Raw genomic sequence first — 26,053 nt, 5'->3', positions numbered from 1 at the left:
CGGGCCATGAGGCGCGGCGCCTCGCGCCGTCTTTCGGGGAGCGCCGTCGTGCAAGCCATCTTCGTTCAGTTCAAATGCCGTCCGGGGCGTGCCTATGCCGTCGCCGACGCGCTCGTGGAAGGCGTCGAGGAGATTTCCGAGGTCTACTCGACCTCCGGCCAGTACGATCTCCTCGCCAAGTTCTACCTCGCGCCCGACCGCGACATCGGCCATTTCGTCACCGAGCGGCTGCAGACGCTCGACGGCGTGTCCGACACGTTCACCACCGTCGCCTTCAAGGCCTTCGGACGTGGCTGAGCGCACGCGCCCTATCCGCCGCTCCCGCCGGGGCCGTGCCGCATGAGCCGGCGCTCGCGTCTCGCCGTCGCGGTCGGCTCGCCCGAGGAGGCGCGCCAAGCGCTTGAGAACGGCGCGGACTTGGTGCTGGCGCCAGCGCGGCGCGAGCGCCCGCGCTTCGCGGTGCCCGATCGCCTCGCCGAGCCGGACGAGCCCGAACTGCTTTTCGCCATCGCCGGCGACGAGACGATGCCGGCCGAGCCCTTGCGCGTGGCGCGCATCCGCAGCCTGCAGGCGCTCGCCGGCGTGGAGGGCGGGGGCTATGCCGCCGTGCTTCTCGATCCCGAACGCGCGTTGCTGCGCGTCTTCACGCTGGAGCAGGTGGCCGGCTTCGTCGCGGCCTGCGCGCGCGCCGGCGTCGAGGCCTGGCTCGGCGGCGCGCTCGAGCTGCCCGACGTGCCGCGGCTTCTCGTAGTGCGGCCGGGCGCCCTCGTCTTCGAGGGGCTGGACGGCGAGACGCTGGCCGCGGCCGGGCGCATCGTCTCGGCCGACCGGCGCTTCGACGCCGCGGCGCCGACCGACCGGGTGCTCGTCACCAACTTCACCGTGCCTTTCCAGATCGGGGCCTACGGGTTCGAGCACGCCCGTACGCAGCGCCTGCGCTTCTGCGTCGAGGCCGACGTGCGCCGCCCCGGCGGCGTGCCGCGCCGCATGGACGAGGTCTATTCCTACGACATCGTGACCGACGCGATCCGCCGCCTCGCCGAGCGCGGCCACACCGATCTGGTGGAGACGCTGGCCGAGGAACTGGCGGCCGAGCTTCTGATGGACGGGCGGGTGGCCGCCGTGACGGTGCGCGTCGAGAAGCTCGATCTCGGCCCCGAAGCCGTCGGTATCGAGATCCGGCGCGATAGGGACGACCGGATAACGGCTTGAAACGACGAGAGAATGCTGTAGCGCAGCGACGTTCGGTTGGAACTTTGCAAAGCGCCGGAAATTTGTCCAAAGTGGGCGCGCGACGTGTGCTTGCTGTGGCGTATGACGGAAAGATCGGAGAAGCGGTGATGAAGGACATGCTGATCGTCAAGTTCGGCGGAAGCTCGATCGCCTCTCCCGATCTTCGCAAATGGGTGCAGTCGATCGAGCGCTCGACCCGTCCTCTCGTCGTCGTGCCGGGCGGTGGCCCCTTCGCCAACACGGTACGCCAGTTCCAGACCCGCATCGGCTACGACGCCGACGCCGCGCATCGCATGGCGATTCTGGCGATCGAGCAGTTCGGCCACGCGCTGGTGAGCCTCGGCGAGAAGCTCGTCGCCGCCAGCACGATCGAGGCGATCGAGGCGGCGCAGGGGCGTGGGCAGGTCCCCGTCTGGATGCCCGCCAAGCTCGTGCTGCGGGCCGAGGAGATCGAGCACACCTGGAGCGTCACCTCCGACAGCCTCGCCGCCTGGCTCGCCAGCCGCATTCCCGGCTCGACCCTCTGCCTCATCAAGCAGATCGACCTGCCCGCGGGATCGAGCATCCAGGCGATCTCGGCCGCCGGCGTCGTCGATTCCGCCTTTGCCGCGCTGCTCCACCCCTCGACGCGCGTCTTCGTCGCCGGCCCCTCCGACCTGCCGCTGGCGGCGCGCCGTCTCGCCGAGGGCGTCGCGCCCGGTCGCGAGATCGGCTCCGAGGCGCGGGGCGCCAGCTTCGTGGAAGCGGCCCAGTAGGCCGGCAGACCGGCCCCGACTTTTCGTGAAGCCCGCATTGCCCTTGGCGCTCGCATGATCGCGACCGGCGCGCTCGCGTTCGATCCCGCGAGCCAAACCCTGCCGCCTCGCCCGCAGCGGGCGGTCGGCGAGGCGTCGGTGACCTTCGGTCCGGTCGCCGGCGCGTCCGGCTCGGCAACGCGCATTCGCACTCTGCACCAGGCCGGATGCCTCAAGCTGCGCTTTCCCCGGCTGCCGGGTGCCGCCGCCGAGGCGGTCCTCGTCAACACGGCCGGGGGCCTCGCGGGCGGCGATCGCCTGCGCCAGCGCTTCACCGTCGAGCCCGCCGGCGCTCTGGCGGTGACGACGCAGGCCTGCGAGCGCGTCTACCGGTCGATCGACGGCGACGCCACCGTGGAGACGCGGATCGAGGTCGGCGCGGGGGCCGCCTTCGCCTATCTGCCGCAGGAGACGATCCTCTTCGACGGCGGGCGGCTGCGGCGCTCGCTTCAGGTCGAGTGCGAGGGCTCCAGCCGTCTGCTTCTCGTCGAGGCCGCGATCCTCGGTCGCCACGCCATGGGCGAGACGGTCGCGAGCGGTCGGCTGCGCGACCGTTGGCGCATCCGCCGCGACGGGCGCCTCGTCTTCGCCGAGGATCTCGACATCGACGCCGACGAGACCGGGCTTCTGGCAGTGCCGGCAGCGCTCGGGCCCTACCGCGCCTTCGCCACCGTGCTCTGGCAGAACGCGACACCGGGAACCGACCTCGCGGACGTGCGCGCGATCCTCGACCGGGAGAGCGAGGGGACGGGCGGCGCCAGCGTCGTCTCGGGCCTCGGGGTCGCCCGGCTCGCCGCGCCCGGTGGCTACGCGCTGCGCCGGCGTCTCGTGCCGCTGCTCGCCCGTCTGGCGCAGGCTGGCCTTCCGCGGGTATGGTCGCTCTGAGCCGCTCCCGCGAATCTGATCTGCGATGCCGAAGGATCCCGCCCGATGAACCTGACCCCGCGCGAAAAGGACAAGCTTCTCGTGGCGATGGCCGCCAACGTGGCGCGGCGCCGGCTCGAACGCGGCGTCAAGCTGAACCACCCGGAAGCGATCGCGCTCATCACCGACTTCGTGGTCGAGGGCGCGCGCGACGGTCGCTCCGTCGCCGACCTCATGGAGGCCGGGGCGCATGTCGTCGGCCGGGGGCAGGTGATGGAGGGTATCGCCGAGATGATCCACGATGTGCAGGTCGAGGCGACCTTTCCCGACGGCACCAAGCTCGTGACGGTCCACGAACCCATCCGCTGATCGGACCCATACCGTCAGGCCCCTGCAAGAGCCGAGATCGCACGAGGCTCGAACGCCGCCGCCTTTCATCTTCTCCGACCATGCCAGCAGGCGCTCGCAATGCGTGCCTCGCGCGTGCGGCAGGAGTAGGTCGTGCGGATCAGGGTAGTCGATCGCGTGTGTCGCGCGAGCGGTGAGGTCAGCGGGCCGCGTCCAACTGGGGGATATCGGCCCGGGAGGGTTCGGCGGTGAATCGGTAGGTCCGCGAGACGCTGGAATAGTAGGCGAGCCCGCTGCGCCCCTGCATCGTGACGGGCCGCACCCGGAAGGGATCGAAGGGGCCGGCTGGACCGACCGCGAGCACCGCGAGGAGGATGCCGAGGACGACCGTTCCCACAGTGGAATGCCCTGTCATGTCGCGCGTGTCCCGTCTGCGGCGACGGAAACGCCGCTTGCCGGGCGCCCTCCGGCCCGCTCGCCGTGATCGCGTTTCTAGCACCGCGATGTTGCCGCCCGGTGTCGTGCGCCGCGACAATTGTCGCCAATCGCAGAGCGTTGGGACTTGCGAAGTGGACGGCAGTGCGTCGCGACGGTGAGGCGCGGACCAGCCTGTGCGCCGGCACTGGCGCGGTCGCTGCGGGATGCGTGATGACGATCCGGGCGCCTGCGTCGGGGCGGCCGGAGGCGCATGGGACCGAGTTCCACATCTCCTCGACGGCGTCACCGACCGCGGATCGTCGGACGGTCGGCAAACCGGTCGCCGCGGCGCGGCGCAGGACTCGGGGCAGGGGCGATGTGCCCATGGCGTGTCGTTCAGCGGTGGCTCGTGCGCGCTCGGGCTCGCCGGTGGGGCAACCGTTCCAAAGGATGCCGACGACATTCGATCTTCGCGGTGTCGGCCGATCCCGGCTTTGACAGGGCGAACGGCGCACTTCATGATCGCGCTCTGCACCGGGCGTTGCCAAGGGCGGCGCGTCCGTGGCAAGCGGGAGGCGGCGCGACCGATCTCCGGGCGCCTGTCGACCTGAAAGAGGGACACGCATGCTCCGTCGCATCTCCGTCACCGCCGCCCTGACGCTGGCCGCCTCCGCGCCGGCTCTCGCCCATCTCGACCCCGCCGCGCATGGCTCGATGCTTGCCGGCGCCAGCCATCCGTTCTTCGGCCTCGACCATATCCTGGCCATGGTGGCCGTCGGCCTCTGGGCGGCGACGATCGGCGGGCGCGCCGTCTGGATCGTGCCGGCCTCCTTCGTCGTGGTGATGACGGCCGGGTTCGCGCTGGCCCTCGGTGGGGCGTCGCTGCCCTTCGTGGAGCCGGCGATCCTCGCCTCCGTGGTGGCGCTCGGCCTACTCGTGGCGCTTGCCGTGCGCCTGCCCGTCGCGCTCTGCGCATCGGTCGTCGGCGTCTTCGCACTGTTCCACGGCTTCGCCCATGGCGGCGAACTCGGCGGCGCCGGGGCTTGGCGCTTCGCGCTCGGCTTCGCCGTCTCGACCGCGATCCTCCATGCCGTGGGCCTCGGTCTCGGCATGGCGCTGGCGCGCACCGGCGGCACGTGGGGCGCACGTCTCGCAGGCGGCGCCACGGCCGCGGCCGGCCTTGCGCTGATGGTGGCCTGAATGATCCCCGGCGAGGTCTTCGTTCGCGACGGCGAGATCATTCTCAACGAAGGGCGCGAGGGGCTGACGCTGCACGTCGCCAACCGGGGCGACCGGCCGATCCAGGTCGGCTCGCACTACCACTTCGCCGAGACCAATCCCGCGCTCGACTTCGACCGGGCGCGGGCGCGCGGCTATCGCCTCGACATCGCCGCCGGCACCGCCGTCCGCTTCGAACCCGGTCAGTCGCGCGACGTCGATCTCGTGGCGCTGTCGGGGGCGCGGCAGGTGTTCGGTTTCAACGCGAAGGTCACGGGTCCGCTGGACGTGTGATCGTCAGGCCGGGCCGCCGAACCTTGCTCTACGGGTCGAGCCCATCCGGCCGACGGACCAACTCATGGAAAAGGCGCCTCGCGGCGCCTTTTCTGTTGCGGTGTCGTCGGTTTCAGTTGCCGTAGCGGTCCGGCGTCGCGTTCGGTCCCTGGCGCAGGGCCGAGCGGATGGCATCGAGATCGACATTCACGCGCGCCTTCGGAATGTTGTAGAGCGCGGCCGGTCCAGCGCCCGACACGCTCTGGAACCCGCCCGCGCCGGTACCCGCGCCGCCGATGCCCGACGACGTGCCGCCGATCGTGGAGGCGGCGCCGACATTGCCCGAGCGCGCCACGGCGTCCGCGTTGGTGGAATTGATCGTCGAGGACCCCGCCGTGGCGCGCTGCTGGGTCGATGTCGCGCTGGAACCGATGGCGCCGCCGGACGATCCGACCGAATTGGAGGCGCCGCCGAGGCTGGGCGAGGAAGAGCCGCCGCCACCAACGCCGCCGGACGAGCCGCCGACGCTGCCGCCGCCGATCGACGAACCACCGATCGACTGGGCGAGGGCCGGGGTTGCTAGAAGGCTCAGCGTCAGGGCGGCTGCCGCCCAACGTGTCGAAATGGTCATCTCGGCCTCCTGGTCGCCCGTGGCGATTCGTGCATGTTCGCGTCGTCTTGACCGCTAAACCTTTCGGCCGCCAGCTCGTTCCAGGCAGAAAACCGCCTTTCCCTTCGGAACGGTTAAGCCGCGGCGCTCAGCGCGCCGGGCCGGCCTTGTTCGGCACGATCCGCGCTCGCGTCGGCGGCGAGATCGCCCGGGTGACGCCGCTCTGGTTCAACACCGAGGGGTCGGACCGCGCGAAGTCGCCGGCCGTGTCGGACTGGATCGTCGAGCGCCCCTGCGCCGCGCGAAGGCGGGTCTGCGACCCGTCGGCGTCGGGGCGCGGCACCTTCGGCCGCAGATGCGAATCGTCGTAGTCGCGCCCCCATGTCCGCTCTTCCACGGTGTCGCCAAAGACCGGCGCTCCCGGCACCGCGACGGAGGGGCGCACCGGCCGGTAGCCGCCGATCGGAGCGCCGGACATCGACGATCCCACCACCGTGCCGGGCGGGCCCGCCTCGAAGGGCTGGGCCGCGAGGGGAGCCGCTGCGGCCAGCACCGATATGGCCGCCGCGAGGGCGCAGGAGGTCGAGAGCGTCGCTGTCATCGCCGGATCCTTCTCATATGCCGAAGAATGCGGCAGCGGCCGATTCGTCGCAAATTGCGTGCGGGACGGCAGACAAGCTTTCGCGATCCGCCTAATCTCCCATCCACCAGAAACGCCGGGCGTCCGTTCGCCCGCCGCGCCGGAGACGTCCATGCCCGCATCGATCGCCCGATCCACCTATGCCGCGATGTACGGCCCCACCGTCGGCGACCGGATGCGGCTCGCCGACACCGATCTCGTGATCGAGGTCGAGCGCGACATGACGACCTACGGCGAAGAGGTGAAGTTTGGCGGCGGCAAGGTGATCCGCGACGGCATGGGCCAGTCGCAGCAGAGCCGGGCACAAGGGGCGGTCGACACCGTCATCACCAATGCGCTGATCCTCGACCATACCGGCATCTACAAGGCCGACGTCGGCCTACGCGGCGGGCGCATCCACGCCATCGGCAAGGCCGGCAACCCCGACACGCAGCCGGGCGTCACCATCGTGGTCGGCCCCGGCACCGAGGCGATCGCCGGCGAGGGCAAGATCCTCACCGCCGGCGGGGTGGACAGTCACATCCATTTCATCTGCCCGCAGCAGATCGACGAGGCGCTCTATTCCGGGGTCACCACCATGGTCGGCGGGGGCACCGGCCCCGCGCACGGCACGCTCGCCACCACCTGCACGCCCGGCCCCTGGCATCTGGCCCGCATGCTCCAGTCGCTCGACGCCTTCCCGATGAACTTCGCGCTCTCGGGCAAGGGCAACGCCTCGCAGCCGCAGGCGCTGGTGGAGATGGTGAAGGCGGGCGCCGCGGCGCTGAAGCTGCACGAGGACTGGGGCACGACGCCGGCCGCGATCGACTGCTGCCTGACGGTGGCCGACGAATACGACGTGCAGGTGATGATCCACACCGACACGCTGAACGAATCGGGCTTCGTGGAAAACACCGTCGACGCCATTCGCGGGCGCACGATCCACGCCTTCCACACGGAAGGGGCAGGCGGCGGCCACGCGCCGGACATCATCAAGGTCTGCGGCCTCCCGAACGTCATTCCCGGCTCCACCAACCCGACGCGGCCCTACACGGTGAACACGCTGGAGGAGCATCTCGACATGCTCATGGTGTGCCACCATCTCGACGCCTCGATCCCCGAGGACATCGCGTTCGCCGAGTCGCGTATCCGCAAGGAGACGATCGCCGCCGAGGACATCCTCCACGACATCGGCGCCTTCTCGATCATCTCGTCGGATTCACAGGCCATGGGCCGCGTCGGCGAGGTGGTGATCCGCACTTGGCAGACCGCCGACAAGATGAAGAAGCAGCGCGGCGGCCTGCCCGGCGAGACGGGCGACAATGACAATTTGCGAGTGCGCCGCTACGTCGCGAAATACACGATCAACCCGGCGATCGCGCAGGGGCTGTCGCGCGAGGTCGGCTCGGTGGAGGTCGGCAAGCGCGCCGATCTCGTGCTCTGGGACCCCGCCTTCTTCGGCGTGAAGCCGATGATGGTGCTGCTCGGCGGCACGATTGTCGCTGCGCCGATGGGCGATCCCAACGCCTCGATCCCGACGCCTCAACCGATGCACTACCGGCCGATGTTCGGCGCCTTCGGCAAGGCGGTGGGCGCCTCCGGCGTTACCTTCGTCTCGGGCGCGGCGATGGCCGATAGCCTGCGCGACAAGCTCGGCTGCGAGAAGACGTTCCTCGCCGTCGAGAACACCCGTTCGGGCATCTCGAAAGCCTCGATGATCCTCAACGACCTGACGCCGCACATTGAGGTCGATCCCGAGACCTACGAGGTGCGCGCCGACGGCGAACTGCTGACCTGCGAGCCCGCCACGGTGCTGCCGATGGCGCAGCGCTATTTCCTGTTCTAGGATCGAGGCGGAGGGGAGCCTTCGCGGGCGAGAGGCCACGAGATGACCACCATTGTGCAACGACGCGCGGCGGACACCGCCACCGACCGGACGCCGTCCGCCGCCTACGAGCGCGACTTCTTCGCCTGGACGCAGGATCAGGCCGCCAAGCTGCGTGCGCGCACCGCCGAAACCGGTGACGTCGATTGGGAAAACGTCGCGGAGGAGATCGAAGGCGTGGGGATCAGCGAGAAGCGGGAGGTGCGAAGCCGTCTCGAGGTGCTGATCGTTCATCTCCTGAAGTGGCAGTTCCAGCCCGATCGACGCAAGCACGAATGGAGCGACACCATCACCGAGCAGCGCCGACGTCTGTCGATGGTGATCGACGATAGCCCGAGCCTGCGCACGTTTCCGGCCGCCATCCTGGCCGATCTCTACGATCTCGCGGTGATGTCCGCCACGAAGGAAACGCAGATGCCGCGATCCGTCTTCCCCGCCACCTGCCCCTTCGGGATCGAGGAGATCCTCGATCCAGAGTTCCTGCCCGAGGCCGCATGACAGCCTCCGCTTTCCCTTCAGACCCCATGAGCGACGCGACGTGATCGAGGCCCAGACCATCATCGAAAAGACGGCCCGCCCGAAGGGCGAGGCCGCCGACACGATCACGCTCGACGAGCAGCAGCGCCATCGCCGCCGCATGGCCATGGTCTCGGATGGCGGCATCGCCTTCCTGCTCGACCTCGCCGAGGCGCGGCTGCTGCAGGAGGGCGACGCGATCGTCCTCTCGGACGGGCGGCTCGTGGAGGTGCGCGCCAAGCCCGAACCGCTCTATGCCGTGACGGGGCGCGACGCCCCCCACCTGCTGGCGCTCGCCTGGCATCTCGGCAACCGGCATCTCGCCACGCAGATCGGCGAAGCGCGTCTTCTCATCCGGCGCGACCACGTCATCCGCGCCATGCTGGAGGGGCTGGGCGCGGGCGTCGAGGAGGTCGAGGCGGCCTTCGATCCCGCTGCTGGCGCCTATGCCGGGCATCACCATCCCGATCCGAACGAAGCCGGGTCGCACCATCATCATCATGGCTGACGGCCGCGGGCCGTTGCCTCCGTCCGACCCGGTGGCGACGGGCGATCTTCTCAAGCTCATGGCCTGGCTTTCGCCGGCCTTTCCCGTCGGCGCCTTCGCCTATTCGCACGGGCTGGAATCGGCGATTGCCGATGGGCTCGTGCGCTCGCGCGCCGACGCGTCCGGCTGGATCGCGGCGTTGCTGCGCCGGGGCAGCGGCTGGAACGATCTCGTGCTCTTCGCGGAGGCGCACCGCGCGGTGTCGCGCGGCGACGCGGCGGCGCTTGGCGAGGTCGCGGAACTCGGAGCGGCGCTCGCCGGCTCGGCGGAGCGACGGATCGAGACACTGGATCTCGGGCTCGCGTTCGCGGCCGCTGCCGAGCCCTGGTCCGGCGGGGACGATCGAAGCGACATCGGTGCCGCGTTCGATCCCGCCGGCGGGGAGGGCGGTCTCCCCTATCCCGTCGCGATCGGCGCGCTCGCCGCACGCCACGCGCTTCTCCTCGAACCCGCGCTCGCCGCCTTCGCGCAGGCCTTTGCCGCCAACCTCCTCGGTGCCGCGGTGCGGCTCGTGCCGCTCGGCCAGCGCGACGCCGTGGCCGCGCTCCACGCTCTCGAACCCCTCGTCACGCATGCGGCGAGGGCCGCAGCGTCGAGTTCCCTCGACGATCTCGGCTCGGCCGCGATCCTGTCGGAGATCGCGGCGATGCGCCACGAAACCCTGTCCACGAGGTTGTTCCGCACATGAGCGAGCTTTCTTCCTCCGCGCCCCGTCGCCGTCGAAACGGGCCGCTGCGCGTCGGCATCGGCGGGCCCGTCGGCTCCGGCAAGACGACGCTCTGCGAGAAGATCTGCCTCGCCGCGCGCGAGAGCTGGTCGATCGCGGTGGTGACGAACGACATCTACACGGTGGAGGATGCCGAGGCGCTGGTGCGCCGGCAAGCGCTCGCCGCCGACCGGATCATCGGCGTCGAGACGGGCGGCTGCCCGCACACGGCGATTCGCGAGGACGCCTCGCTCAACCTTCGCGCCATTGCCACGCTCAACGAGCGCCATCCCGATCTCGACCTGATCCTCGTGGAATCGGGCGGCGACAATCTGGCGGCGACCTTCTCGCCCGATCTCGTGGATCTCTCGGTCTACGTGATCTCGGTCTGCCAGGGCGACGACATTCCCCGCAAGGGCGGGCCGGCGATCACCCGCTCCGACCTTCTCGTCGTCAACAAGACCGATCTCGCCCCCCATGTCGGCGCCGACCTCGCCCGCATGGAGGTGGACGCCGCTCGCGGTCGCAAGGACCTGCCGACGATCTTCGCCGATCTCTCGCGGCGCCAGGGCCTGCCCGAAATCCTCGACACGCTGGCCCGCCTCGGCGGACTGCCGGCGCTCGCCGCGGAGGCAGCGGCCTGACGGCGGCGGCGCATTGTTGCACCGCCGCCGTCAGTTATCCCTTAGTAGAGCGGATCAGTGCTCCTTCGGCAGCGCGTAGGCGATGACGCTGTCGCCGCGCTTGGTGCCGAGCGAGCCGTGGCCGCCGGCGATGGCGAGCACGTATTGCCGCCCGTCCGCGCCCTCGTAGCTCATCGGCGTCGCCTGGCCGCCGGCGGGAAGGCGGGCCTTCCAGAGTTCCTCGCCGGTCGTGACGTCGTAGCCGCGGATGTAATAGTCGAGCGTGCCCGACAGGAAGGCGACGCCGCCGGCCGTCATCATCGGGCCGCCGAGATTGGGCACGCCCATGCGGAAGGGCAGGGGAACCGGCGAGGAGTCGCGCACCGTGCCGTTCTTGTGCTGCCAGGCGACCTCGCCGGTGGTGAGATCGACGCCCGCGACATAGCCCCAGGGCGGCGACTGGCAGGGCAGGCCGAGCGGCGAGACGAAAGGCTTGAGGTCCACCGCGTAGGGCGCGCCGAAATTCTCGTTCAGCGCCGGCAGCGCGCCCTGCGGCGGCTGCGCGTTGACCACGAGCTCGCTGTCGTTCGAACGCGGCTTCAGCGTCGAGACGAAGGCGAGGTAGGTGGGCGTTCCGAACATCACGCCGCGGGCAGGATCGACGGCGACGGAACCCCAGTTGAAGACGCCGAAATTGCCGGGGTAGATCAGCGACCCCTCCAGCGAGGGCGGCGTGAAGCGGCCCTCGTAGCGATAGCCGTGATAGGCGATGCGGCAGGCCAACTGGTCGAACATCGTGGCGCCCCACATGTCGCGCTCGCGAAGGCGCGGGGGCTCGAAGGAGAGCGCGGATTTCGGCTGCGTCGGCGCCGTCCTGTCGGGGCTGACGGCCCCGCCGGGCGCCGGGCGCTCGGTGACGGGAAGGATCGGGTCGCCGGTGCGCCGGTCGAGCACGAAGATCTCACCCTGCTTCGTCGGCTGCACGAGGGCGGGCACGCGCTGGCCGCCGACGGTGAGATCGACGAGGCTCGGTTGCGCCGGCACGTCGTAGTCCCAGAGGTCGTGATGGACGGTCTGGAACACCCAGCGCACCTGCCCGGTGGCGATGTCGAGCGCCACCACAGAGGAGGAGAAGCGCTCGACCTCGGCCGAACGGTTGGCACCCCACTGGTCCGGCGGCTGGTTGCCGAGCGGCACGTAGACCATGCCGAGCGCGGTGTCGGCACTCATGATCGACCAGGAATTGGGCGAGTTCGGCGTGTAGGTCTGGCCGGCCGGCAGGGGCGCGGTCTGGTCGGGATTGCCGGAATCCCAGTTCCAGACGAGGGCGCCGGTGGTGATGTCGAAAGCGCGGATGACGCCGGAGGCTTCCTTCGTGGAGACGTTGTCGAGGACGGTGCCGCCGACGATGGCGAGATTGCCGGCGATGACGGCCGGCGAGGTCGAGTAGTAGGACCCCGGATTGACGTTGGGCATCCGGTCCCAGAGGTCGATCTGGCCGTCGCCGCCGCCGAAATTGGCGCAGACCGAGCCGGTGGCGGGGTCGAGCGCGATCAGCCGGCCGTCGGCGGTCGGCATGAACAGCTTGGCGTCGCAGGTCGCCGTGGCGGCACTGGCCGCGGCGACGGGAAGGTTCGGGTCGGCGGCGTCGCTGGCCGGCGGGGTGCCGGGGGCGGCGGGCGCGCCGCTCGCCTGCGGGGCGGTGAGCGCTCCCGCCGCCGACAGTTCGCTCGCGGTCGCCTGCGGCTCGGTCGACACGCCGGGAGCCTCGGTCGCCGCCGCCGGGACGGCGGTCTGAGTGGTGTCCCCCGGCGGCTGGTAGGACAGGCCGCGGCACGTCAGGTGCTGGAGCGCGAGCTCACCCTGGATCTTGGGATCGTAGCGCCACACCTCGGCGCCGGTGGTGGCGTCGAGCGCGATGACGCTCTGGTGCGGCGTGCAGAGGAAGAGGCGGTCGCCGATCTTCAGCGGCGTCACTTCGAAGGTCGTCTCCACGGGATCGCCGGGCTGGGATTCGTCACCCGTCTCGAACTGCCAAGCGACTTCGAGCTGCGAGAGGTTGGCTGGCGTGATCTCCGCCAGCGGCGAGTAGCGCTGGCCGAGCTCGGTACGGCCGTAGGCGTGCCACTCGCCGGGCGGTACGCCCTCGCCCGTGCCGGGCGCCTGCCGCGTGCCAGGCATCGCGCCCTCGACGCGATGGAGATCGACGAACCAGGAGGTGACGGCGACGGCGAGCGCCACGACGAGCGAGCCGGCGAGCAGAGCGCCGGAGCCACGCAGCGGCGTCGGCGAGACCTCGCGTCCGTCGAGCGCGTCGGCGACGCTGCGCCGGCCGAGCGGGCGCGTGACCCAAGGCAGGAGGAGAAGGCCGCCGAGGACGAACACCACGTCGCCGCGGGCCGCCAAAGGCCACCAGTCGAAGCCGACCTCGTAGAGCGCCCAGATCAGCGTGCCGATGACGAGCGCGGCATAGACGGCGAGGGCTTCCGGCTTGCGGCGGTAGAGAAGGATGGCGGTGACGAGGAACAGGACGCCGGCGACGACGTAGTAACGCGAGCCGCCCACCAGCGCGAGCCAGAGGCCGCCGATCAGCAGCGCCGCGGCGATGACGGCGAGGAGCGCCGCCATGATGAGGGTTGGGAGCCGCTGTCGACGCGTCATGACCGTTCCTTCTGTCCCCGGCTCGGCCACGACACGAACGAAGCCGGCGCGGGAGCGCAGCGGCTTCGTTCGTGTCGTGGCCGGCACACGGGGGAGATGTTGCACCGCCCCGTGTCTTCAACCCGTCGCGGGAACGATGGCGCGCCGAAACGTCGCGGCGCGCCTTCCGGTCGGGTTTTTTCCAAGCGGAACCGCGCCCGCAGCACCCCCGGCGAACCGAAGCGCTCGCGGCTCCTCGCGTCGGCTCCGTCCGGCGCGCAAGCGTTCGGCAGAGCGCGGCACCTAGTCCGAGGTGATCTGGATTTCCTGTTCGAACATGAACTCCACGAGATTGTCGCCGGAGCCGCCGCGGTCCACCACGAGAAAGTCGGAGCGCTCCCCGAGCGCCACCAGCGGATGGTGCCAGGTGCCCCGGTGGTAGGAGACGCCCTGCGCGCCTGAGGCGAGGAAGGCGAGCGGCGCGCCGGGCCGGCCGCCCTCGTCGGGCGCCACCACCACGAGATAGGGGCGCCCCTCCAGCGGCATGAAGGCTTGGGAGCCCAGCGGATGGCGCTCCAGCATGGCGATGCGCAGCGGCAGCGCGAAGGGCTTGCCGCGGAAGATCGAGATCAGCGCATGGCCGCCTCCCGCCGCCACGTCCACCGGCGCGATGTCGTGGAAGCGCGTGGTGGTGCCGTTGTTGATCAGCCGGATCTCGGCGCAATTGTCGGGCTCGATCACCTCGCCGAAGGCGCGGAACGCCTCCGCCGTCAGCGGCCGGGCCCGCAGGGTCGTCATGCCCGGCGGCCGAAGAGGCGCAGGCGCGAGACGCCGCCGTCGGGGAAGATGTCGAGCCGCACGTGGCTGACGGGGCCGAGTGCCTGGAGGTCGCGGATCTCCAACGCCGTGTCGGCCTCGAGCTTGGTCTCGGTGACGAGGAGCGGCCAGTCGGCGGAGGCCTCCTCCAGCACCTCGGCGCTCGGCTCGGTGCCGAGATGCTTGGCGCGAAGCGTGAAGCGGTCGGGGTAGTTGCCCTTGAAATGATGGGTGTCGACGAGGATGCGCTCGATCGTGCCCGGCGCGCCAAGCTTGAGGACCGCCCAGTCGTTGCCAGGCCGACGCCGGCGCGCGGTCTCCCAGCCGTCGGCCATGACCGGCGCGCGGCCGGGCGCCAGCATGTTGGCGGGGTGGCCGTAATGGGCGTCGTTCCAGGCGAGCGCGGTGCCGCCGTTCACCTGCGCGGCGAGGTCGATCTCCTCGCCCGCGGAGATCCGCGACCAGTCCACCGCGATCGTGCCGTAGACGCGCAGGCGCGCGACGCCCCCATCGGGATGGATGTGGAGGCGCAGCCAGCGGAACGGCGCGTCGGCCTTCAGCTCGAAGAGATTGTGGCTGTCGCCCTTGAGGGCCGAGCGCGGCACCACGACCTGCCAGTCGGCGTCGCCCGGCTCGCCCTCGGTGTCGGCGGCCTCGATCTCGGCCTCGGGTGGAAAGTTGCCGGTGAAGAAGGCGGTGTCGACGTCGATCGTGTGGATCGTGCCACGCTGTCCCAGGCGGATCACGGCATGGTCGTGGCCGGCGACACGCTTGCGGCGCGATTCCCAGCCGTCCATCCACTTGCCGTTGTCGTCGAAGCGGTCGGGATAGAAGATCGCCGGGCCCGGCTGCAGCATCCGGCTCTTGTCGGCGAAGAAGTCGTCGGTCGCGAAGGTCACCTCGGTACCGAGGCGCGGATGGGCGAGATCGACGAAGCGCTTGAGCAGCGTCTCGGCTTCGGGCGCGGGTGGTGCGGTGATCGAGCGTTCGCTCATGCGGTCTCTCCGAGAATCGCGGCGATGCGAAGCCGCGCGATCTTTTCGACCTCATGCGCCGCCGTGGCAAGCTCGGCGTCCGGTTCGGCCTCGATCCGCCTCTCGAAGGCTGCGAGGATCGTAGCCGCGTCGAGCCCGCGCACGGCGATGATGAAGGGGATGGCGAAGCGCGCCTGATAGCGCTCGTTCAGCGCGGTGAAGCGGGCGAGCTGGTCGGCCGTCAGCCGGTCGAGCCCGGCGGAGCGCTGCTCGGCCTGCGAATCCTCGGTGAGTTCGGCGAGTGCGAGGCGCCCGGCGAGATCGGGATGAGCCCGGAGGACGCCGAGCCGCTCCTCGGTGCTCGCGCGGCGAAAGACGGCCGTCAGCGCCGACGAGAGGCCGCCGGCGGTGTCGTGCGCGGGACCGAGGCCGGCGTCGAAGGCGCGGGCGGCAATGAAGGGCGAATGCTCGAAGACGCCGCCGAACATGGCGAGGAAGACCTCGCGCTCCAGCCGGCTCGGCTGGACGCGAGGGCGATAGGGGAAGTGCTCGCGCCAATGCCGGGCGATGTCGGCGCGCGTCGCCACCCAGACGTCGGGCTTGGAGCGGACGTAGTCGAGGAAGCGCGCGAGCGCGGCGGCGCGGCCGGGACGCCCGACGAGCCGGCAATGGAGCCCGACGTTCAGCATCTTGGCCGCGCCCGCCTCGCCCTCGGCATAGAGCGTGTCGAAGCTGTCCTTCAGATAGGCGAAGAACTGGTCGCCGGAGTTGAACCCTTGCGGCGTCGCGAAGCGCATGTCGTTGGTGTCGAGCGTGTAGGGAAGGACCAGCAGCGGCTTCGTGCGCGTCTCCTGCCAGTAGGGCAGGTCGTCGGCATAGGCGTCGGAGGCGTAGAGAAAGTCGCGCTCGGCGGCGAGTTCCAGCGTGTGCTCCGACGAGCGCCCGGTGTACCAGCCTTCGGGGGGCGCGCCCGTCACCGCCTCGTGGACGGCGAGCGCCTCCGCCATGTCGGCGCGCTCCGCCTCGATCGTGTGGTCGCGGTAGTCGATCCATTTCAGCCCGTGCGAGGCGATCTCCCAGCCGGCTTCCTGCATGGCCGCCACCTGCTCTGGCGAGCGCTGGAGCGCGGTGGCGACGCCGTAGACGGTGACGGGCAGCGCGCGCTCGGTAAACAGGCGCCAGAGCCGCCAGAAGCCGGCGCGCGCGCCGTACTCGTAGATCGATTCCATGTTCATGTGGCGCTGGCCGACCCAAGGCGCCGCGCCGACGATCTCCGACAGGAAGGCCTCGGAGGCCTTGTCGCCGTGGATCACGGCGTTCTCGCCGCCTTCCTCGTAGTTCACCACGAACTGCACGCAGATCTTGGCCGGACCGGTGCCGCCGGGGTTGGGCCAGCGCGGATCGGGCGCGTGGCGGCCGTAGCCGAGGAGATCGCGGGGGTAGGGCGTGGTCATGGGCGGTGTCTCGCTGGGGATTGCGAATGGACTGGGGAACGGCGGGCACGAGACGGCGGGGCGAGAGAGCGGGGACGCGGACGGCTTCGCACGTTCAGGCTTCGAGCCGATGCATGCCGAGAACCCGGGCCAGCCGCGCCATGACGATCTCCAGGATGCCGGGATCGATGTTCCCTACCCTTTCGGCCTGGCGCGCCTCGGCGGTGGTGATCTTGGCCACGCGAATACGGGAGGGAATGGGAAGGCCGAATTCCAGATGCCGGGGGCCCACTTCCACATCGTCCGGCCAGGGCTCGTGGCCGGCGCCTGTAATCATCACGACCCAGAGAAGCGGGTACCGGCCACCGATCACGCCGGGCGACACGGCGAGTCCCGGTCGATAGCGTTGGTTGTTCGTCTCCACGAACGGAAAGGGGACCCGAACGATCGTGCCGCGCTCAAAGATGGGCGTAGCCCTTCTCGTCTTCCTCGCTGTTCCATTCCGTGAAGGTGGCGAACGGATCGTCGAACAGGCCTTCGGGAACGCGGGTCAAGACCACGCGTCCATCCTCGTCGATCAGATACATCAACTCGTCGCCCTCGCGCAGCTTCAGCGCCTTGCGCACGGCCTGGGGAATCGTGGTCTGCGACTTCGAGCTCAACCGGCTGGTGATCATCGTCGTGCTCCTTCTCCTCGAAGGTAAGAGAGTTCCTTACCGGCGGCAAGCCGAGCCCTTGCGTCTGGAACCGTTCCGAGCTTTCCGCTGGACGCACCGTGGCCAAGCGGTGCAATCTCCCTGACCGGATGGTCAAATCAGCGAGCGAGGGCCTGATGGCAGGAACGACGTCCGGCACCGGCCGGCTGACGACGCACGTGCTCGACACCTCCCGCGGCGTGCCCGCGGCGGGCTTGGCGCTGTCGCTCCATCGTCTGTCGGAGGGCGGGCGCGAGCTCGTGGCCGAGGCGCGCACCAATGCCGACGGGCGCTGCGACCGGCCGTTGATGGAGGGCGAGGCCTTCCGGCTCGGCCGCTACGAGATCACCTTCCACTGCGGCGCCTATCTCGACGGTTGCGGACTGGCGCTGCCCGAGCCGAAGTTCCTCGACGAGGTGGTGCTGCGCTTCGGCATCGCGGAGGCCCGGCACTACCACGTGCCGCTACTCCTCTCGCCCTTCGGCTACTCAACCTACCGGGGAAGCTGAGCCATGGCCCCGATCCGCTTCGTGCTCAACGGCGAGGACCGCTCGGTGGAGGGCCTCGCGCCGACCACCACTGTTCTGCAGTATCTGCGCGGGCCCGAGCGCCTGACCGGCACGAAGGAGGGCTGCGCGGAAGGCGACTGCGGCGCCTGCACGATCCTCGTCGAGCAACCGGACGGCGCAGGCGGCCTCGCCCGGCGCGCGGTGAATGCCTGCATCACCTTCCTGCCGGCGCTGCACGGGCGCGCCGTGGAGACGGTGGAGCATCTCGGCCGCGACACGCCCGCGCCGATCCAGCGCGAGATGGTGGCGCGCCATGCCAGCCAGTGCGGCTTCTGCACGCCGGGTTTCGTGGTTCAGCTTCATGCCGCCTGGCGGGCGGGCTCGCTCACCGACCGGCAATCGGTGAAGGACGAGATCGCCGGCAATCTCTGCCGCTGCACCGGCTACGGGCCGATCGTCGATGCCGGTGTGGCCGTCGCGGCGCAGGCGCAGCCCGACACGAGCGTGGCCGATGCCGCGACGGCGGCGCGGCTCGGCGCGATGCGGGGGGCGGAGACCTTCCGCTACGAGGCGGGCGGCCGGCTCTGGCTCTCGCCCGGCGACGTCGACGCGCTCGCCGACGCCTATGCCGAGCACCCGGACGCGACGCTGGTGGCCGGGGCCACCGACGTCGGGCTCTGGGTGACCAAGCAGCACCGCGAGTTCCCCGTGATGATCGACGTCTCGCGCGTCGCCGACCTCTCCCATGTCGAGGAAGCGCCGGGCCGCCTCGTCCTCGGCGCCGCCGTGACGCATTCGCAGGCCATGGCGCACTGGACGGCGCTGCATCCCGATCTCGGCGAGGTGATGCGCCGCTTCGCGGGGCCGCAGGTGCGCAATGCCGGCACGGTGGGCGGCAACATCGCCAACGGTTCGCCGATCGGCGACCTGCCCCCCGTTCTCATCGCGCTCGGCGCGGTGCTGCACCTGCGGCGCGGCGACGAGGCGCGCTCGCTGCTGCTCGAGGACTTCTTCCTCGAATACGGCCGGCAGGACCGCGCGCCCGGCGAGTTCGTCGCCGCCGTCGAGGTGCCGGTGATCGAGCCGGAGGAGCGCTTCGCCGCCTACAAGATCTCCAAGCGCACAGATTCCGACATCTCGGCCGTGCTCGCGGCCTTCAAGCTGCGCTTCGAGGGGCGAATCGTGGTGGCCGCGCGCCTCGCCTTCGGCGGCATGGCAGGTACCCCGAAGCGCGCCCTCAACGCGGAAAGCTCGCTCGTCGGCCGGCCCTTCGACGCTGCCGCCACGGCACGTGCGGCAGCTGCGCTGGAAGACGACTTCCAGCCGCTCGACGACCTGCGCGCCAGCGCCGACTACCGGCTGAAGACCGCCGCCAACCTCGTCGAGCGCTTCCGGCTGGAGCTTCTCGGCGGCGTGCCGACGCGCATTGCGGAGGTCGCGTGATGGACGAGACCCGCATCCAGGACCGGGGCATGGCGGGCACCGTCTCGCCCGAGAGCCTCGACGAGCGCCCGCCGGTGAAACAGGCGCGGCTGAAGGGTGGCGTCGGGCAGGGCATCGCTCACGACAGCGGCACCAAGCACGTCACCGGCGCGGCACGCTACATCGACGACGAGCCGGAGCTGCCGGGCACGCTGCAGGTCTTCATCGCGATGAGCGCGCGCGCCCACGCCCGCATTCGCGCGATCGACCTTTCGCCGGTGCGCGCCGCGCCGGGCGTCGTCTGCGTGCTCTCGGCCAGCGACATCCCCGGCGTCAACGACTACTCGCCGGTCTTCGGCGACGACCCGATCTTCGCGGAGGACCTCGTCTCCTATGTGGGGCAGCCGCTCTTCGCGGTGGCGGCCGCCGACCTGAACGCGGCGCGGATGGCGGCCAAGCTCGCTCGGGTCGACTACGAGGACCTGCTGGCGGCGATCACGATTCCCCAGGCGATCCGGCTCGCCGACGAGTTCGGCGAGGATCTCCTGCCGCCGCACGAGATGCGGCTCGGCGACGCCGAGGCTGCGCTGGCTGCTGCGCCGCATGTGGTCGAAGGCTCGGTCGAAACCGGCGGACAGGATCATTTCTACCTCGAGGGCCAGATCGCCTATGCGATCCCCGGCGAGGACGGCGACATGCTCGTCCATTCCTCGACGCAGCACCCCTCCGAGGTTCAGCACAACGTCGCCAAGGCCCTCGGCCTCGCCGACCATGCGGTGACCGTGGAGGTGCGGCGCATGGGCGGCGGCTTCGGCGGCAAGGAATCGCAGCCCGCCCTCTTCGCGAGCGTCTGCGCGCTCGTGGCGCGCGCCACCGGGCGTCCCGCCAAGTGCCGTCTCGACCGCGACGACGACATGGAGATGACCGGCAAGCGCCACGAGATGCGTGCCGACTACCGCGTCGGCCACGACGCGGCGGGGCGCATCCTCGGCGCCGAGTTCCGCCATGTCGTGCGCTGCGGCTACTCCAAGGATCTTTCGGGCGCCATCGCCGACCGCGCGATGTTTCACGCCGACAACGCCTACGACCTCAAGGCCGCGCGCATCCACTCGCGGCGGCTGAAGACGCACACGGTCTCCAACACCGCCTTTCGCGGCTTCGGCGGGCCGCAGGGCATGGTGGCGATCGAGCGCGCGATCGACCGCATCGCCTTCGATCTGAAGCTCGACCCGCTCGACGTGCGCCGGCGCAACTTCTATCCGGCGATGGGCGGGGGCCGTTTCGGCCGCACCCCCTACCATCAGACGGTGGAGGACTGCGTCGTCGCCGAGATCGTCGGCGATCTCGAGACCTCGTCCGACTACCGCGCCCGGCGCGAGGCGGTGCGCGCCTTCAACGCGGAAAGCCCGATCCTCAAGAAGGGGTTGGCGCTCACCCCGGTGAAGTTCGGCATCTCCTTCACCACCAGCCATCTCAACCAAGCGGGCGCGCTCGTCCACGTCTACAAGGATGGCTCGGTTGCCCTCAACCACGGCGGCACGGAGATGGGGCAGGGCCTCTTCACCAAGGTGGCGCAGGTGGTGGCCGAGGAGTTCCAGATCGACGTCTCGAACGTGAAGATCACGGCGACGACGACGGCGAAGGTGCCGAACACCTCGGCCACTGCCGCCTCCTCGGGCTCCGATCTCAACGGCATGGCGGCGCAGGCGGCGGCGCGCACCATCAAGGGTCGGCTGATCGATTATGCCATGCAGCGCTACCATGTGGCACGCGAGGAGGTGGTGTTCCTGCCGGGCCGCGTGCGCATTGGAGCCGAGGAGAAGCGCTTCCGCGATCTCGTCGGCGAAGCCTATCTCGCCCGCGTCTCGCTCTCCTCCACCGGCTTCTACGCGACGCCCGGCATCGCTTACGACCGCGAGAGCGCCAGCGGCAAGCCCTTCTACTACTTCGCCTACGGGGCGGCCTGCGCCGAGGTGGTGGTGGACACGCTGACGGGCGAGAACCGGCTGCTGCGCGCCGACATCCTGCACGATGCCGGGCAGTCGCTGAACCCGGCCCTCGACCTCGGGCAGATCGAGGGCGGCTTCGTTCAGGGCATGGGCTGGCTGACGACGGAGGAGCTCTGGTGGGACAAGGCGGGGCGCCTGCGCACCCATGCGCCCTCCACCTACAAGATCCCCACCGCCAACGACCGGCCGGACGATCTGCGCGTGAAGCTCTGGGAGAAGGGCCGCAACCCCGCCGCCACGATCTACCGTTCCAAGGCCGTGGGCGAGCCGCCCTTCATGCTGGCGCTCTCGGTGTTCTCGGCGTTGAACGACGCCGTCTGCGCGGCCGGCGACTATCGGCGCTTCCCCGATCTCGACGCCCCCGCCACACCCGAGCGCCTGCTCGCGGCGGTGGATGCGGTGCGAGGCGGGTGAGGATGGACGCTCCGGTCGCCGCCCTTCGCGCCGCGCTCGAAGCGGGCGAGCCCGCCATCCTTGTCACGGTGGCCAAGGCGCGCGGCTCGACGCCGCGCGAGGCCGGCGCGGCGATGGTGGTGACGGCAGCGCGCGCCGTCGGCACGGTCGGCGGCGGGGCGCTGGAGATGGAGGGCATCGCCGAGGCGCGGCGCCTGCTCGCGGCCGGCGAAGCGGTTTCAAAGCTCGACATCCCGCTCGGACCCGCCATCGGCCAGTGCTGCGGCGGGCGCGTCGTCCTCGATCTCGCCCGCGCCTCGCCGGCGCTGTTGGCGCAGATCGAGGCCGGGGACGCCGCCGCGAAAGCCGCCCATCCGAGCGTCCTCGTCTTCGGCGCCGGGCACACGGGGCAGGCACTCGCCCGCGCCCTCGCGCCGCTGCCGCTGCGCACCCTCGTGATCGACCCGCGCGCCGACCGGCTGGCGGATCTCCCGCCCGGCACCGCCCGCCGTCAAGCGGCGATCCCCGAAGCCGAGGTGGCCGCTGCGTCCGCCGGCTCGGCCTTCGTGGTGGCGACGCACGACCATGCGCTCGACTTCCTCATTGCGAGCGCCGCGCTCGCCCGGCCAGATGCCGCTTACGTCGGCATGATCGGCTCGGCGACGAAGCGCGAGAGCTTCCGGCGCCATCTCGCCGGCGAGGGCCGCGCCGGCGAGATCGACCGGCTGGTGCTGCCGATCGGCGGCGCGGCGATCCGCGACAAGCGGCCGGAGGTCATCGCCGCGCTGGTGGCGGCCGAGCTTCTCGTCACGTTCGCGTACAACCTTGAGGAAAACCGCTGCACAGGCTTTGCGCCTGTGCAATCTCAGTGCAATAAATTGACGAACCATCCCCGCTGGACGGAGCCGCATGCCGCCACGTCTTGAACTGAGCCATATCTCGAAGCGCTTTCCGGGCGTCGTCGCCAACGACGACGTCTCGTTCGCCGTCGAGCCCGGCCGCATCCATGCGCTGCTCGGCGAGAACGGGGCCGGCAAGTCGACGCTGGTGAAGATCATCTACGGCGTGCAGTCCGCCGACGAGGGCGAGATCCGCTTCGACGGCGTGCCCGTGCGCATCGCCTCGCCGCGCGAGGCGCGCCGGCTCGGCATCGCCATGGTGTTCCAACATTTCTGCCTGTTCGAGGCGATGACGGTGCTGGAGAACATCGCCCTCGGCATGGACGAGCCGCCGCCCCGACGCGAGCTGGAGGCGCGCATCCGCGCCGTGATGACGCAATACGACCTCGTGCTCGACCCGCATCGCGAGGTGCACACGCTCTCGGTCGGCGAGCGCCAGCGCATCGAGATCGTGCGCGCGCTGCTGGGCCGCCCGAAGCTCCTCATCATGGACGAGCCGACCTCCGTCCTGACGCCGCAGGAGGTGGACGGGCTCTTCGCCGTGCTGCGCAAGCTCGCCGCGGAGGGCTGCTCCATTCTCTACATCTCGCACAAGCTTGGCGAGATCAAAGCGCTCTGCTCCACCGCGACGATCCTGCGCGGCGGCCGGCTCGCGGGCACCTGCGACCCCGCGGCGGAAACCGCCCGCTCCATGGCCGAATTGATGATTGGCGGCTCGCTGAAGGATCTGTCGGACAAGTCCGCCTGCACCTACGGCGGCGAACGTTTCGCGGTGGCGGGCCTCTCGGTGGTCGGCGAGCCGCCCTTCGGCACCAGCCTTCGCGACGTCGCCTTCACGGTGCGCTCGGGCGAGATCTTCGGCATCGCCGGCGTCGCGGGCAACGGGCAGAACGAACTGCTGGCCGCGCTCTCGGGCGAAACGAGCGAGGGCGTCTCGGGGACCATCGCGATCGAGGGTCGCGCGGTGGAGCGGCTCGGCGTCTCGGCGCGCCGCCGCCTCGGGCTCGCCTGCGTGCCCGAGGAGCGCAACGGACATGCCGCCGTGCCCGCGCTGTCGCTGGCCGAGAACGCCATCCTCTCGGCGCGCGTGCGCAAGGGGCTGGCCTCGGGCGGGCTGATCCGTTTCGGTGTCGCGCGCCGCTACGCCGAGAGCGTCATCGCCGCCTTCTCGGTGAAGGCGACCGGCCCGAAGGCCACCGCCGGCAGCCTCTCGGGCGGCAACCTGCAGAAGTTCATCATGGGCCGCGAGATCGGGCAGGAGCCCACGGTTCTCGTCGTCTCGCAGCCGACCTGGGGGGTGGATGCGGGCGCCGCCGGCTTCATCCGGCAGGCGATGATCGATCTCGCCGCGCGCGGCGCGGCCATCGTCGTGGTCAGCCAGGATCTCGACGAGCTGCTGGAGCTCTGCGACCGACTCGCCGTGATCAACGAGGGACGCCTGTCGGAGGCGATGGACGTGAAGGGCATCTCCATCGAGCGCGTCGGCCTGCTGATGGGCGGCGTCCACGGCGATGCCCCGCACGAGGCCGCGGCCTGATGGCCTGGCGTTTCGAGCCCCGGCGCGAGCCGAGCCGCGCGATGCTCTTCGCGACGCCCGTTCTCGCCGTCGTCTTGACGCTGGTGGTCGGCGCCGTGGTCTTCACGCTCCTCGGCTACGACGGGTTCGGCGCGGTGCGCGAGATCTTCGTCACCCCGCTCTTCGACTGGTATCGCTGGCAGGACCTTCTGGTGAAGGCCGCGCCGCTCGCGATCATCGCCGTCGGCCTCTCCGTCGGCTTTCGCGCCAATGTCTGGAACATCGGCGCCGAGGGCCAATACGTCCTCGGCGGTCTGGCGGGCACCGGCGTCGCGCTTCTGACGATGGACGGCGAGGGCGCTTGGATCCTGCCGGCGATGATCGTGGCCGGCGTCCTCGGCGGCATGGCCTGGGCCGCGATCCCCGCCTTCCTGCGCACCCGGCTCGGCGTTTCCGAGATCCTCGCCAGCCTGATGCTCAACTACGTCGCGATCCAGACGCTCTATTATCTCATGCGCGGCCCCTGGAAGGATCCGGCCGGCTTCAACTTCCCGCAGACGGCGATGTTCACGGCCTCGCAGACCCTGCCGATCGTGGTGCCGGAGACGCTGATCCATCTCGGCATTCCCGCAGCGCTTGCGCTGGCTCTGGCGGCGTGGGGTCTCGTCGCGCGCACCGTGGCGGGCTTTCAGGTGCGCGTCGTCGGCCTCGCGCCGCAGGCCGCGCGCTATGCCGGCTTTCGCGAGGCGCGCGTGGTCTGGATGACGCTGCTGCTCGGCGGCGGCTGCGCCGGGCTCGCCGGCATCTTCGAGGCCGCCGGGCCGTTCGGCCAGATGGTGCCGGCCTTCCCGACCGGCTACGGCTTCACCGCCATCATCGTCGCCTTTCTCGGGCGGCTGCACCCCATCGGCATCGTGCTCGCGGCGCTCGTGCTGGCGCTGACCTATGTCGGCGGCGAGAGCGCGCAGACGACGATCGGCCTGCCCGCCGCCGCGGTCGGCGTGTTCCAGGCGATGATGCTGTTCTTCCTCCTCGCGGTGGACATTCTCGTGCGCTACCGGCTGCGGGCGGGCGGGCGTCCCGCCTTGGCCGCGCCGCTGGTTCCCGATCCCACGCCGCCGCCCACCCTTCCCGCGCGCCCGGCCGGCGAGGTGGCGGCATGAGCCCGGACTTCACCGTTGCCGTCATCGTCGCGATCGTCACCGCCGCGACGCCCATCCTCATCGCCGCGCTCGGCGAACTCGTGGTGGAGAAGTCGGGCGTCCTCAATCTCGGCGTCGAGGGCATGATGCTGATCGGCGCCGTCACCGCCTTCGTGGTCTCCGTCACGACCGGCATTCCCGCGCTCGGCGCACTGGCCGCGATGGCGGCGGCGGCGGCCTCCTCGCTGATCTTCGCCTATCTGACGCTGACGCTGACGGCCAATCAGGTGGCGACGGGGCTGGCCTTGACGATCTTCGGCACCGGCGTCTCGGCGCTGGCGGGCGCCTCGTTCGTGGGCATCACCACGCCCGGCTTCACCTCGATCTTCCCGGCGGCGCTGGCGAACGATCCGTTCTGGCGCGTCCTCTTCGGCTATTCGCCCATCGTCTACGCCTCGCTCGCGCTGACGCTGGGCGTCTGGTGGTTCCTCAAGCATTCGCGGGCTGGGCTCGTGCTGCGGGCGGTCGGCGAGAACGACGCCTCGGCCCATTCGATCGGCTATCCCGTGCTCAAGGTGCGCTATCTCGCCGTCCTCTTCGGCGGGGCGATGGCCGGTCTCGGCGGCTCGTTCTATTCGCTGGTGCTGACCCCGATGTGGGCCGAGCGGCTGACCGCCGGGCGCGGCTGGATCGCCATCGCGCTCGTGGTCTTCGCCTCGTGGCGGCCCGGCCGGCTGCTACTTGGCGCCTATCTCTTCGGCGCCGTCATCACGCTGGAGCTGCAGGCCAAGGCCGCCGGCTGGTCGTTCCTCGCGCCCGAGTTCCTCACCGCGCTTCCCTATCTCGCGACGATCCTCGTGCTCGCCCTCATCTCAGGGCGCACCCGCACGCGATCGGCGGCGCCGGCCTGCCTCGGCAAGCCGTTCCGCGCCACCGCCTGACCTCCCATCCG

At 70.5% G+C, this 26,053-nt stretch carries 28 protein-coding genes; 19 read left to right on the top strand and 9 right to left on the bottom strand.

The genetic code is table 11. The features are described from left to right. Positions 1-48 precede the first annotated feature (48 nt). From GGR04_RS05990 to GGR04_RS05970, 5 genes are all read left to right on the top strand, one after another. On the top strand, positions 49-297 hold the full coding sequence (locus GGR04_RS05990) for an Lrp/AsnC family transcriptional regulator (protein WP_183198812.1): 249 nt from the start codon (positions 49-51) through the stop codon (positions 295-297). 42 nt (positions 298-339) lie between these two features. After that, complete coding sequence (locus GGR04_RS05985; RefSeq protein ID WP_183198810.1) at positions 340-1,212, top strand: dihydroneopterin aldolase; 873 nt, start codon at positions 340-342, stop codon at positions 1,210-1,212. A 128-nt stretch (positions 1,213-1,340) separates the two neighbouring features. Next, on the top strand, positions 1,341-1,988 hold the full coding sequence (locus GGR04_RS05980) for an amino acid kinase family protein (RefSeq protein WP_210291628.1): 648 nt from the start codon (positions 1,341-1,343) through the stop codon (positions 1,986-1,988). 54 nt (positions 1,989-2,042) lie between these two features. Next, positions 2,043-2,912 carry an urease accessory protein UreD gene (locus tag GGR04_RS05975; RefSeq protein WP_183198806.1) on the top strand — a complete coding sequence of 290 codons (870 nt, stop codon included), beginning with the start codon at positions 2,043-2,045 and terminating at the stop codon, positions 2,910-2,912. 45 nt (positions 2,913-2,957) lie between these two features. Next, a complete protein-coding gene (locus GGR04_RS05970) occupies positions 2,958-3,260 on the top strand; it encodes an urease subunit gamma (protein ID WP_183198804.1) in 303 nt (100 codons plus the stop codon). A 178-nt stretch (positions 3,261-3,438) separates the two neighbouring features. Here GGR04_RS05970 and GGR04_RS05965 read toward each other — a convergent pair whose 3' ends face one another. Further along, the gene (locus tag GGR04_RS05965) at positions 3,439-3,654 is read right to left on the bottom strand and encodes a hypothetical protein (RefSeq protein ID WP_183198802.1); all 216 of its coding nucleotides are present in this window, start codon (positions 3,652-3,654) and stop codon (positions 3,439-3,441) included. Positions 3,655-4,280: 626 nt separating this feature from the next. On the opposite strand from GGR04_RS05965, the gene GGR04_RS05960 reads away from it, so the two are divergent. After that, positions 4,281-4,856 (top strand): HupE/UreJ family protein, encoded by a 576-nt coding sequence (locus GGR04_RS05960; RefSeq protein WP_183198800.1) that lies wholly within the window; start codon positions 4,281-4,283, stop codon positions 4,854-4,856. After that, on the top strand, positions 4,857-5,168 hold the full coding sequence (locus GGR04_RS05955) for an urease subunit beta (protein ID WP_183198799.1): 312 nt from the start codon (positions 4,857-4,859) through the stop codon (positions 5,166-5,168). It abuts the gene before it with no gap. Positions 5,169-5,280: 112 nt separating this feature from the next. Here the strand turns inward: GGR04_RS05955 and GGR04_RS05950 are convergent, their stop codons facing one another. Then, entirely contained in the window at positions 5,281-5,778 is a 498-nt protein-coding gene (locus GGR04_RS05950) for a hypothetical protein (protein ID WP_183198798.1), read from the bottom strand. A 127-nt stretch (positions 5,779-5,905) separates the two neighbouring features. Next, positions 5,906-6,358, bottom strand: a complete 453-nt coding sequence (locus GGR04_RS05945) for a hypothetical protein (RefSeq protein WP_183198796.1) — start codon at positions 6,356-6,358, stop codon at positions 5,906-5,908. 151 nt (positions 6,359-6,509) lie between these two features. Between GGR04_RS05945 and ureC the strand changes: the two genes are divergently transcribed. The 5 genes from ureC to ureG are packed head-to-tail and all read left to right on the top strand — an operon-like array spanning position 6,510 to position 10,674. Next, positions 6,510-8,222, top strand: a complete 1,713-nt coding sequence (ureC, locus tag GGR04_RS05940) for an urease subunit alpha (protein ID WP_183198794.1) — start codon at positions 6,510-6,512, stop codon at positions 8,220-8,222. Positions 8,223-8,264: 42 nt separating this feature from the next. Continuing rightward, entirely contained in the window at positions 8,265-8,759 is a 495-nt protein-coding gene (locus GGR04_RS05935) for a DUF29 domain-containing protein (protein ID WP_183198792.1), read from the top strand. 40 nt (positions 8,760-8,799) lie between these two features. Continuing rightward, a complete protein-coding gene (locus GGR04_RS05930) occupies positions 8,800-9,285 on the top strand; it encodes an urease accessory protein UreE (RefSeq protein WP_183198790.1) in 486 nt (161 codons plus the stop codon). Beyond that, entirely contained in the window at positions 9,278-10,012 is a 735-nt protein-coding gene (locus GGR04_RS05925) for an urease accessory protein UreF (protein ID WP_183198787.1), read from the top strand. Before GGR04_RS05930 ends, GGR04_RS05925 begins: the two co-directional genes overlap by 8 nt. Further along, entirely contained in the window at positions 10,009-10,674 is a 666-nt protein-coding gene (gene ureG / locus GGR04_RS05920) for an urease accessory protein UreG (RefSeq protein WP_183198785.1), read from the top strand. Before GGR04_RS05925 ends, ureG begins: the two co-directional genes overlap by 4 nt. Before the next feature lie 54 nt (positions 10,675-10,728). Here ureG and GGR04_RS05915 read toward each other — a convergent pair whose 3' ends face one another. The 6 genes from GGR04_RS05915 to GGR04_RS05890 form a co-directional block, all read right to left on the bottom strand. Next, complete coding sequence (locus GGR04_RS05915; RefSeq protein ID WP_183198783.1) at positions 10,729-13,314, bottom strand: glucose/quinate/shikimate family membrane-bound PQQ-dependent dehydrogenase; 2,586 nt, start codon at positions 13,312-13,314, stop codon at positions 10,729-10,731. Positions 13,315-13,596: 282 nt separating this feature from the next. Continuing rightward, entirely contained in the window at positions 13,597-14,091 is a 495-nt protein-coding gene (locus GGR04_RS05910) for an ureidoglycolate lyase (RefSeq protein ID WP_183198781.1), read from the bottom strand. Next, positions 14,088-15,104: an allantoicase gene (gene alc / locus GGR04_RS05905; protein ID WP_183198779.1), complete on the bottom strand. Its 1,017-nt coding sequence runs from the start codon at positions 15,102-15,104 to the stop codon at positions 14,088-14,090. The genes GGR04_RS05910 and alc overlap by 4 nt, the downstream gene beginning before the upstream one ends. After that, positions 15,101-16,537, bottom strand: coding sequence for an allantoinase PuuE (puuE, locus tag GGR04_RS05900; RefSeq protein ID WP_183198776.1), 1,437 nt, complete (start codon positions 16,535-16,537; stop codon positions 15,101-15,103). The genes alc and puuE overlap by 4 nt, the downstream gene beginning before the upstream one ends. Positions 16,538-16,631: 94 nt before the next feature. Next, a complete protein-coding gene (locus tag GGR04_RS05895; protein WP_312857414.1) occupies positions 16,632-16,964 on the bottom strand; it encodes a type II toxin-antitoxin system PemK/MazF family toxin in 333 nt (110 codons plus the stop codon). A gap of 10 nt (positions 16,965-16,974) precedes the next feature. Next, positions 16,975-17,193 carry a type II toxin-antitoxin system PrlF family antitoxin gene (locus tag GGR04_RS05890; protein ID WP_183198774.1) on the bottom strand — a complete coding sequence of 73 codons (219 nt, stop codon included), beginning with the start codon at positions 17,191-17,193 and terminating at the stop codon, positions 16,975-16,977. A 155-nt stretch (positions 17,194-17,348) separates the two neighbouring features. On the opposite strand from GGR04_RS05890, the gene uraH reads away from it, so the two are divergent. Genes uraH through GGR04_RS05855 form a run of 7 tightly spaced genes read left to right on the top strand, consistent with a single transcriptional unit; the run spans position 17,349 to position 26,042 of the window. Next, positions 17,349-17,720, top strand: a complete 372-nt coding sequence (gene uraH / locus GGR04_RS05885) for a hydroxyisourate hydrolase (RefSeq protein WP_183198772.1) — start codon at positions 17,349-17,351, stop codon at positions 17,718-17,720. A gap of 3 nt (positions 17,721-17,723) precedes the next feature. Beyond that, entirely contained in the window at positions 17,724-19,163 is a 1,440-nt protein-coding gene (gene xdhA / locus GGR04_RS05880; protein ID WP_183198769.1) for a xanthine dehydrogenase small subunit, read from the top strand. Beyond that, positions 19,163-21,565, top strand: a complete 2,403-nt coding sequence (gene xdhB, locus GGR04_RS05875; protein ID WP_183198767.1) for a xanthine dehydrogenase molybdopterin binding subunit — start codon at positions 19,163-19,165, stop codon at positions 21,563-21,565. Before xdhA ends, xdhB begins: the two co-directional genes overlap by 1 nt. 2 nt (positions 21,566-21,567) lie before the next feature. After that, complete coding sequence (gene xdhC / locus GGR04_RS05870) at positions 21,568-22,470, top strand: xanthine dehydrogenase accessory protein XdhC (RefSeq protein ID WP_183198765.1); 903 nt, start codon at positions 21,568-21,570, stop codon at positions 22,468-22,470. Beyond that, complete coding sequence (locus GGR04_RS05865; protein ID WP_183198763.1) at positions 22,454-23,980, top strand: ABC transporter ATP-binding protein; 1,527 nt, start codon at positions 22,454-22,456, stop codon at positions 23,978-23,980. Before xdhC ends, GGR04_RS05865 begins: the two co-directional genes overlap by 17 nt. Then, positions 23,980-25,122, top strand: a complete 1,143-nt coding sequence (locus tag GGR04_RS05860; protein ID WP_183198762.1) for an ABC transporter permease — start codon at positions 23,980-23,982, stop codon at positions 25,120-25,122. Before GGR04_RS05865 ends, GGR04_RS05860 begins: the two co-directional genes overlap by 1 nt. Continuing rightward, on the top strand, positions 25,119-26,042 hold the full coding sequence (locus GGR04_RS05855; RefSeq protein WP_183198761.1) for an ABC transporter permease: 924 nt from the start codon (positions 25,119-25,121) through the stop codon (positions 26,040-26,042). Before GGR04_RS05860 ends, GGR04_RS05855 begins: the two co-directional genes overlap by 4 nt. The last annotated feature ends 11 nt before the right edge of the window (positions 26,043-26,053 follow it).

Origin of the sequence: Aureimonas pseudogalii, from assembly GCF_014196835.1 — a bacterium.
Classification (GTDB): Bacteria; Pseudomonadota; Alphaproteobacteria; order Rhizobiales; family Rhizobiaceae; genus Aureimonas; species Aureimonas pseudogalii.
The sequence above is the reverse complement of the archived record's forward strand: the minus strand, read 5'-3'. Positions and strand labels throughout refer to the sequence as shown.

Coding starts and splice junctions, on each gene's coding strand:
- GGR04_RS05985 (WP_183198810.1), top strand. CDS start 340: ATGAGCCGGCGCTCGCGTCTCGCCGTCGCGGTCGGCTCGCCCGAGGAG.
- GGR04_RS05980 (WP_210291628.1), top strand. CDS start 1,341: ATGAAGGACATGCTGATCGTCAAGTTCGGCGGAAGCTCGATCGCCTCT.
- GGR04_RS05975 (WP_183198806.1), top strand. CDS start 2,043: ATGATCGCGACCGGCGCGCTCGCGTTCGATCCCGCGAGCCAAACCCTG.
- GGR04_RS05970 (WP_183198804.1), top strand. CDS start 2,958: ATGAACCTGACCCCGCGCGAAAAGGACAAGCTTCTCGTGGCGATGGCC.
- GGR04_RS05965 (WP_183198802.1), bottom strand. CDS start 3,654: ATGACAGGGCATTCCACTGTGGGAACGGTCGTCCTCGGCATCCTCCTC.
- GGR04_RS05960 (WP_183198800.1), top strand. CDS start 4,281: ATGCTCCGTCGCATCTCCGTCACCGCCGCCCTGACGCTGGCCGCCTCC.
- GGR04_RS05955 (WP_183198799.1), top strand. CDS start 4,857: ATGATCCCCGGCGAGGTCTTCGTTCGCGACGGCGAGATCATTCTCAAC.
- GGR04_RS05950 (WP_183198798.1), bottom strand. CDS start 5,778: ATGACCATTTCGACACGTTGGGCGGCAGCCGCCCTGACGCTGAGCCTT.
- GGR04_RS05945 (WP_183198796.1), bottom strand. CDS start 6,358: ATGACAGCGACGCTCTCGACCTCCTGCGCCCTCGCGGCGGCCATATCG.
- ureC (WP_183198794.1), top strand. CDS start 6,510: ATGCCCGCATCGATCGCCCGATCCACCTATGCCGCGATGTACGGCCCC.
- GGR04_RS05935 (WP_183198792.1), top strand. CDS start 8,265: ATGACCACCATTGTGCAACGACGCGCGGCGGACACCGCCACCGACCGG.
- GGR04_RS05925 (WP_183198787.1), top strand. CDS start 9,278: ATGGCTGACGGCCGCGGGCCGTTGCCTCCGTCCGACCCGGTGGCGACG.
- ureG (WP_183198785.1), top strand. CDS start 10,009: ATGAGCGAGCTTTCTTCCTCCGCGCCCCGTCGCCGTCGAAACGGGCCG.
- GGR04_RS05915 (WP_183198783.1), bottom strand. CDS start 13,314: ATGACGCGTCGACAGCGGCTCCCAACCCTCATCATGGCGGCGCTCCTC.
- GGR04_RS05910 (WP_183198781.1), bottom strand. CDS start 14,091: ATGACGACCCTGCGGGCCCGGCCGCTGACGGCGGAGGCGTTCCGCGCC.
- alc (WP_183198779.1), bottom strand. CDS start 15,104: ATGAGCGAACGCTCGATCACCGCACCACCCGCGCCCGAAGCCGAGACG.
- puuE (WP_183198776.1), bottom strand. CDS start 16,537: ATGACCACGCCCTACCCCCGCGATCTCCTCGGCTACGGCCGCCACGCG.
- GGR04_RS05890 (WP_183198774.1), bottom strand. CDS start 17,193: ATGATCACCAGCCGGTTGAGCTCGAAGTCGCAGACCACGATTCCCCAG.
- uraH (WP_183198772.1), top strand. CDS start 17,349: ATGGCAGGAACGACGTCCGGCACCGGCCGGCTGACGACGCACGTGCTC.
- xdhA (WP_183198769.1), top strand. CDS start 17,724: ATGGCCCCGATCCGCTTCGTGCTCAACGGCGAGGACCGCTCGGTGGAG.
- xdhB (WP_183198767.1), top strand. CDS start 19,163: ATGGACGAGACCCGCATCCAGGACCGGGGCATGGCGGGCACCGTCTCG.
- xdhC (WP_183198765.1), top strand. CDS start 21,568: ATGGACGCTCCGGTCGCCGCCCTTCGCGCCGCGCTCGAAGCGGGCGAG.
- GGR04_RS05865 (WP_183198763.1), top strand. CDS start 22,454: ATGCCGCCACGTCTTGAACTGAGCCATATCTCGAAGCGCTTTCCGGGC.
- GGR04_RS05860 (WP_183198762.1), top strand. CDS start 23,980: ATGGCCTGGCGTTTCGAGCCCCGGCGCGAGCCGAGCCGCGCGATGCTC.
- GGR04_RS05855 (WP_183198761.1), top strand. CDS start 25,119: ATGAGCCCGGACTTCACCGTTGCCGTCATCGTCGCGATCGTCACCGCC.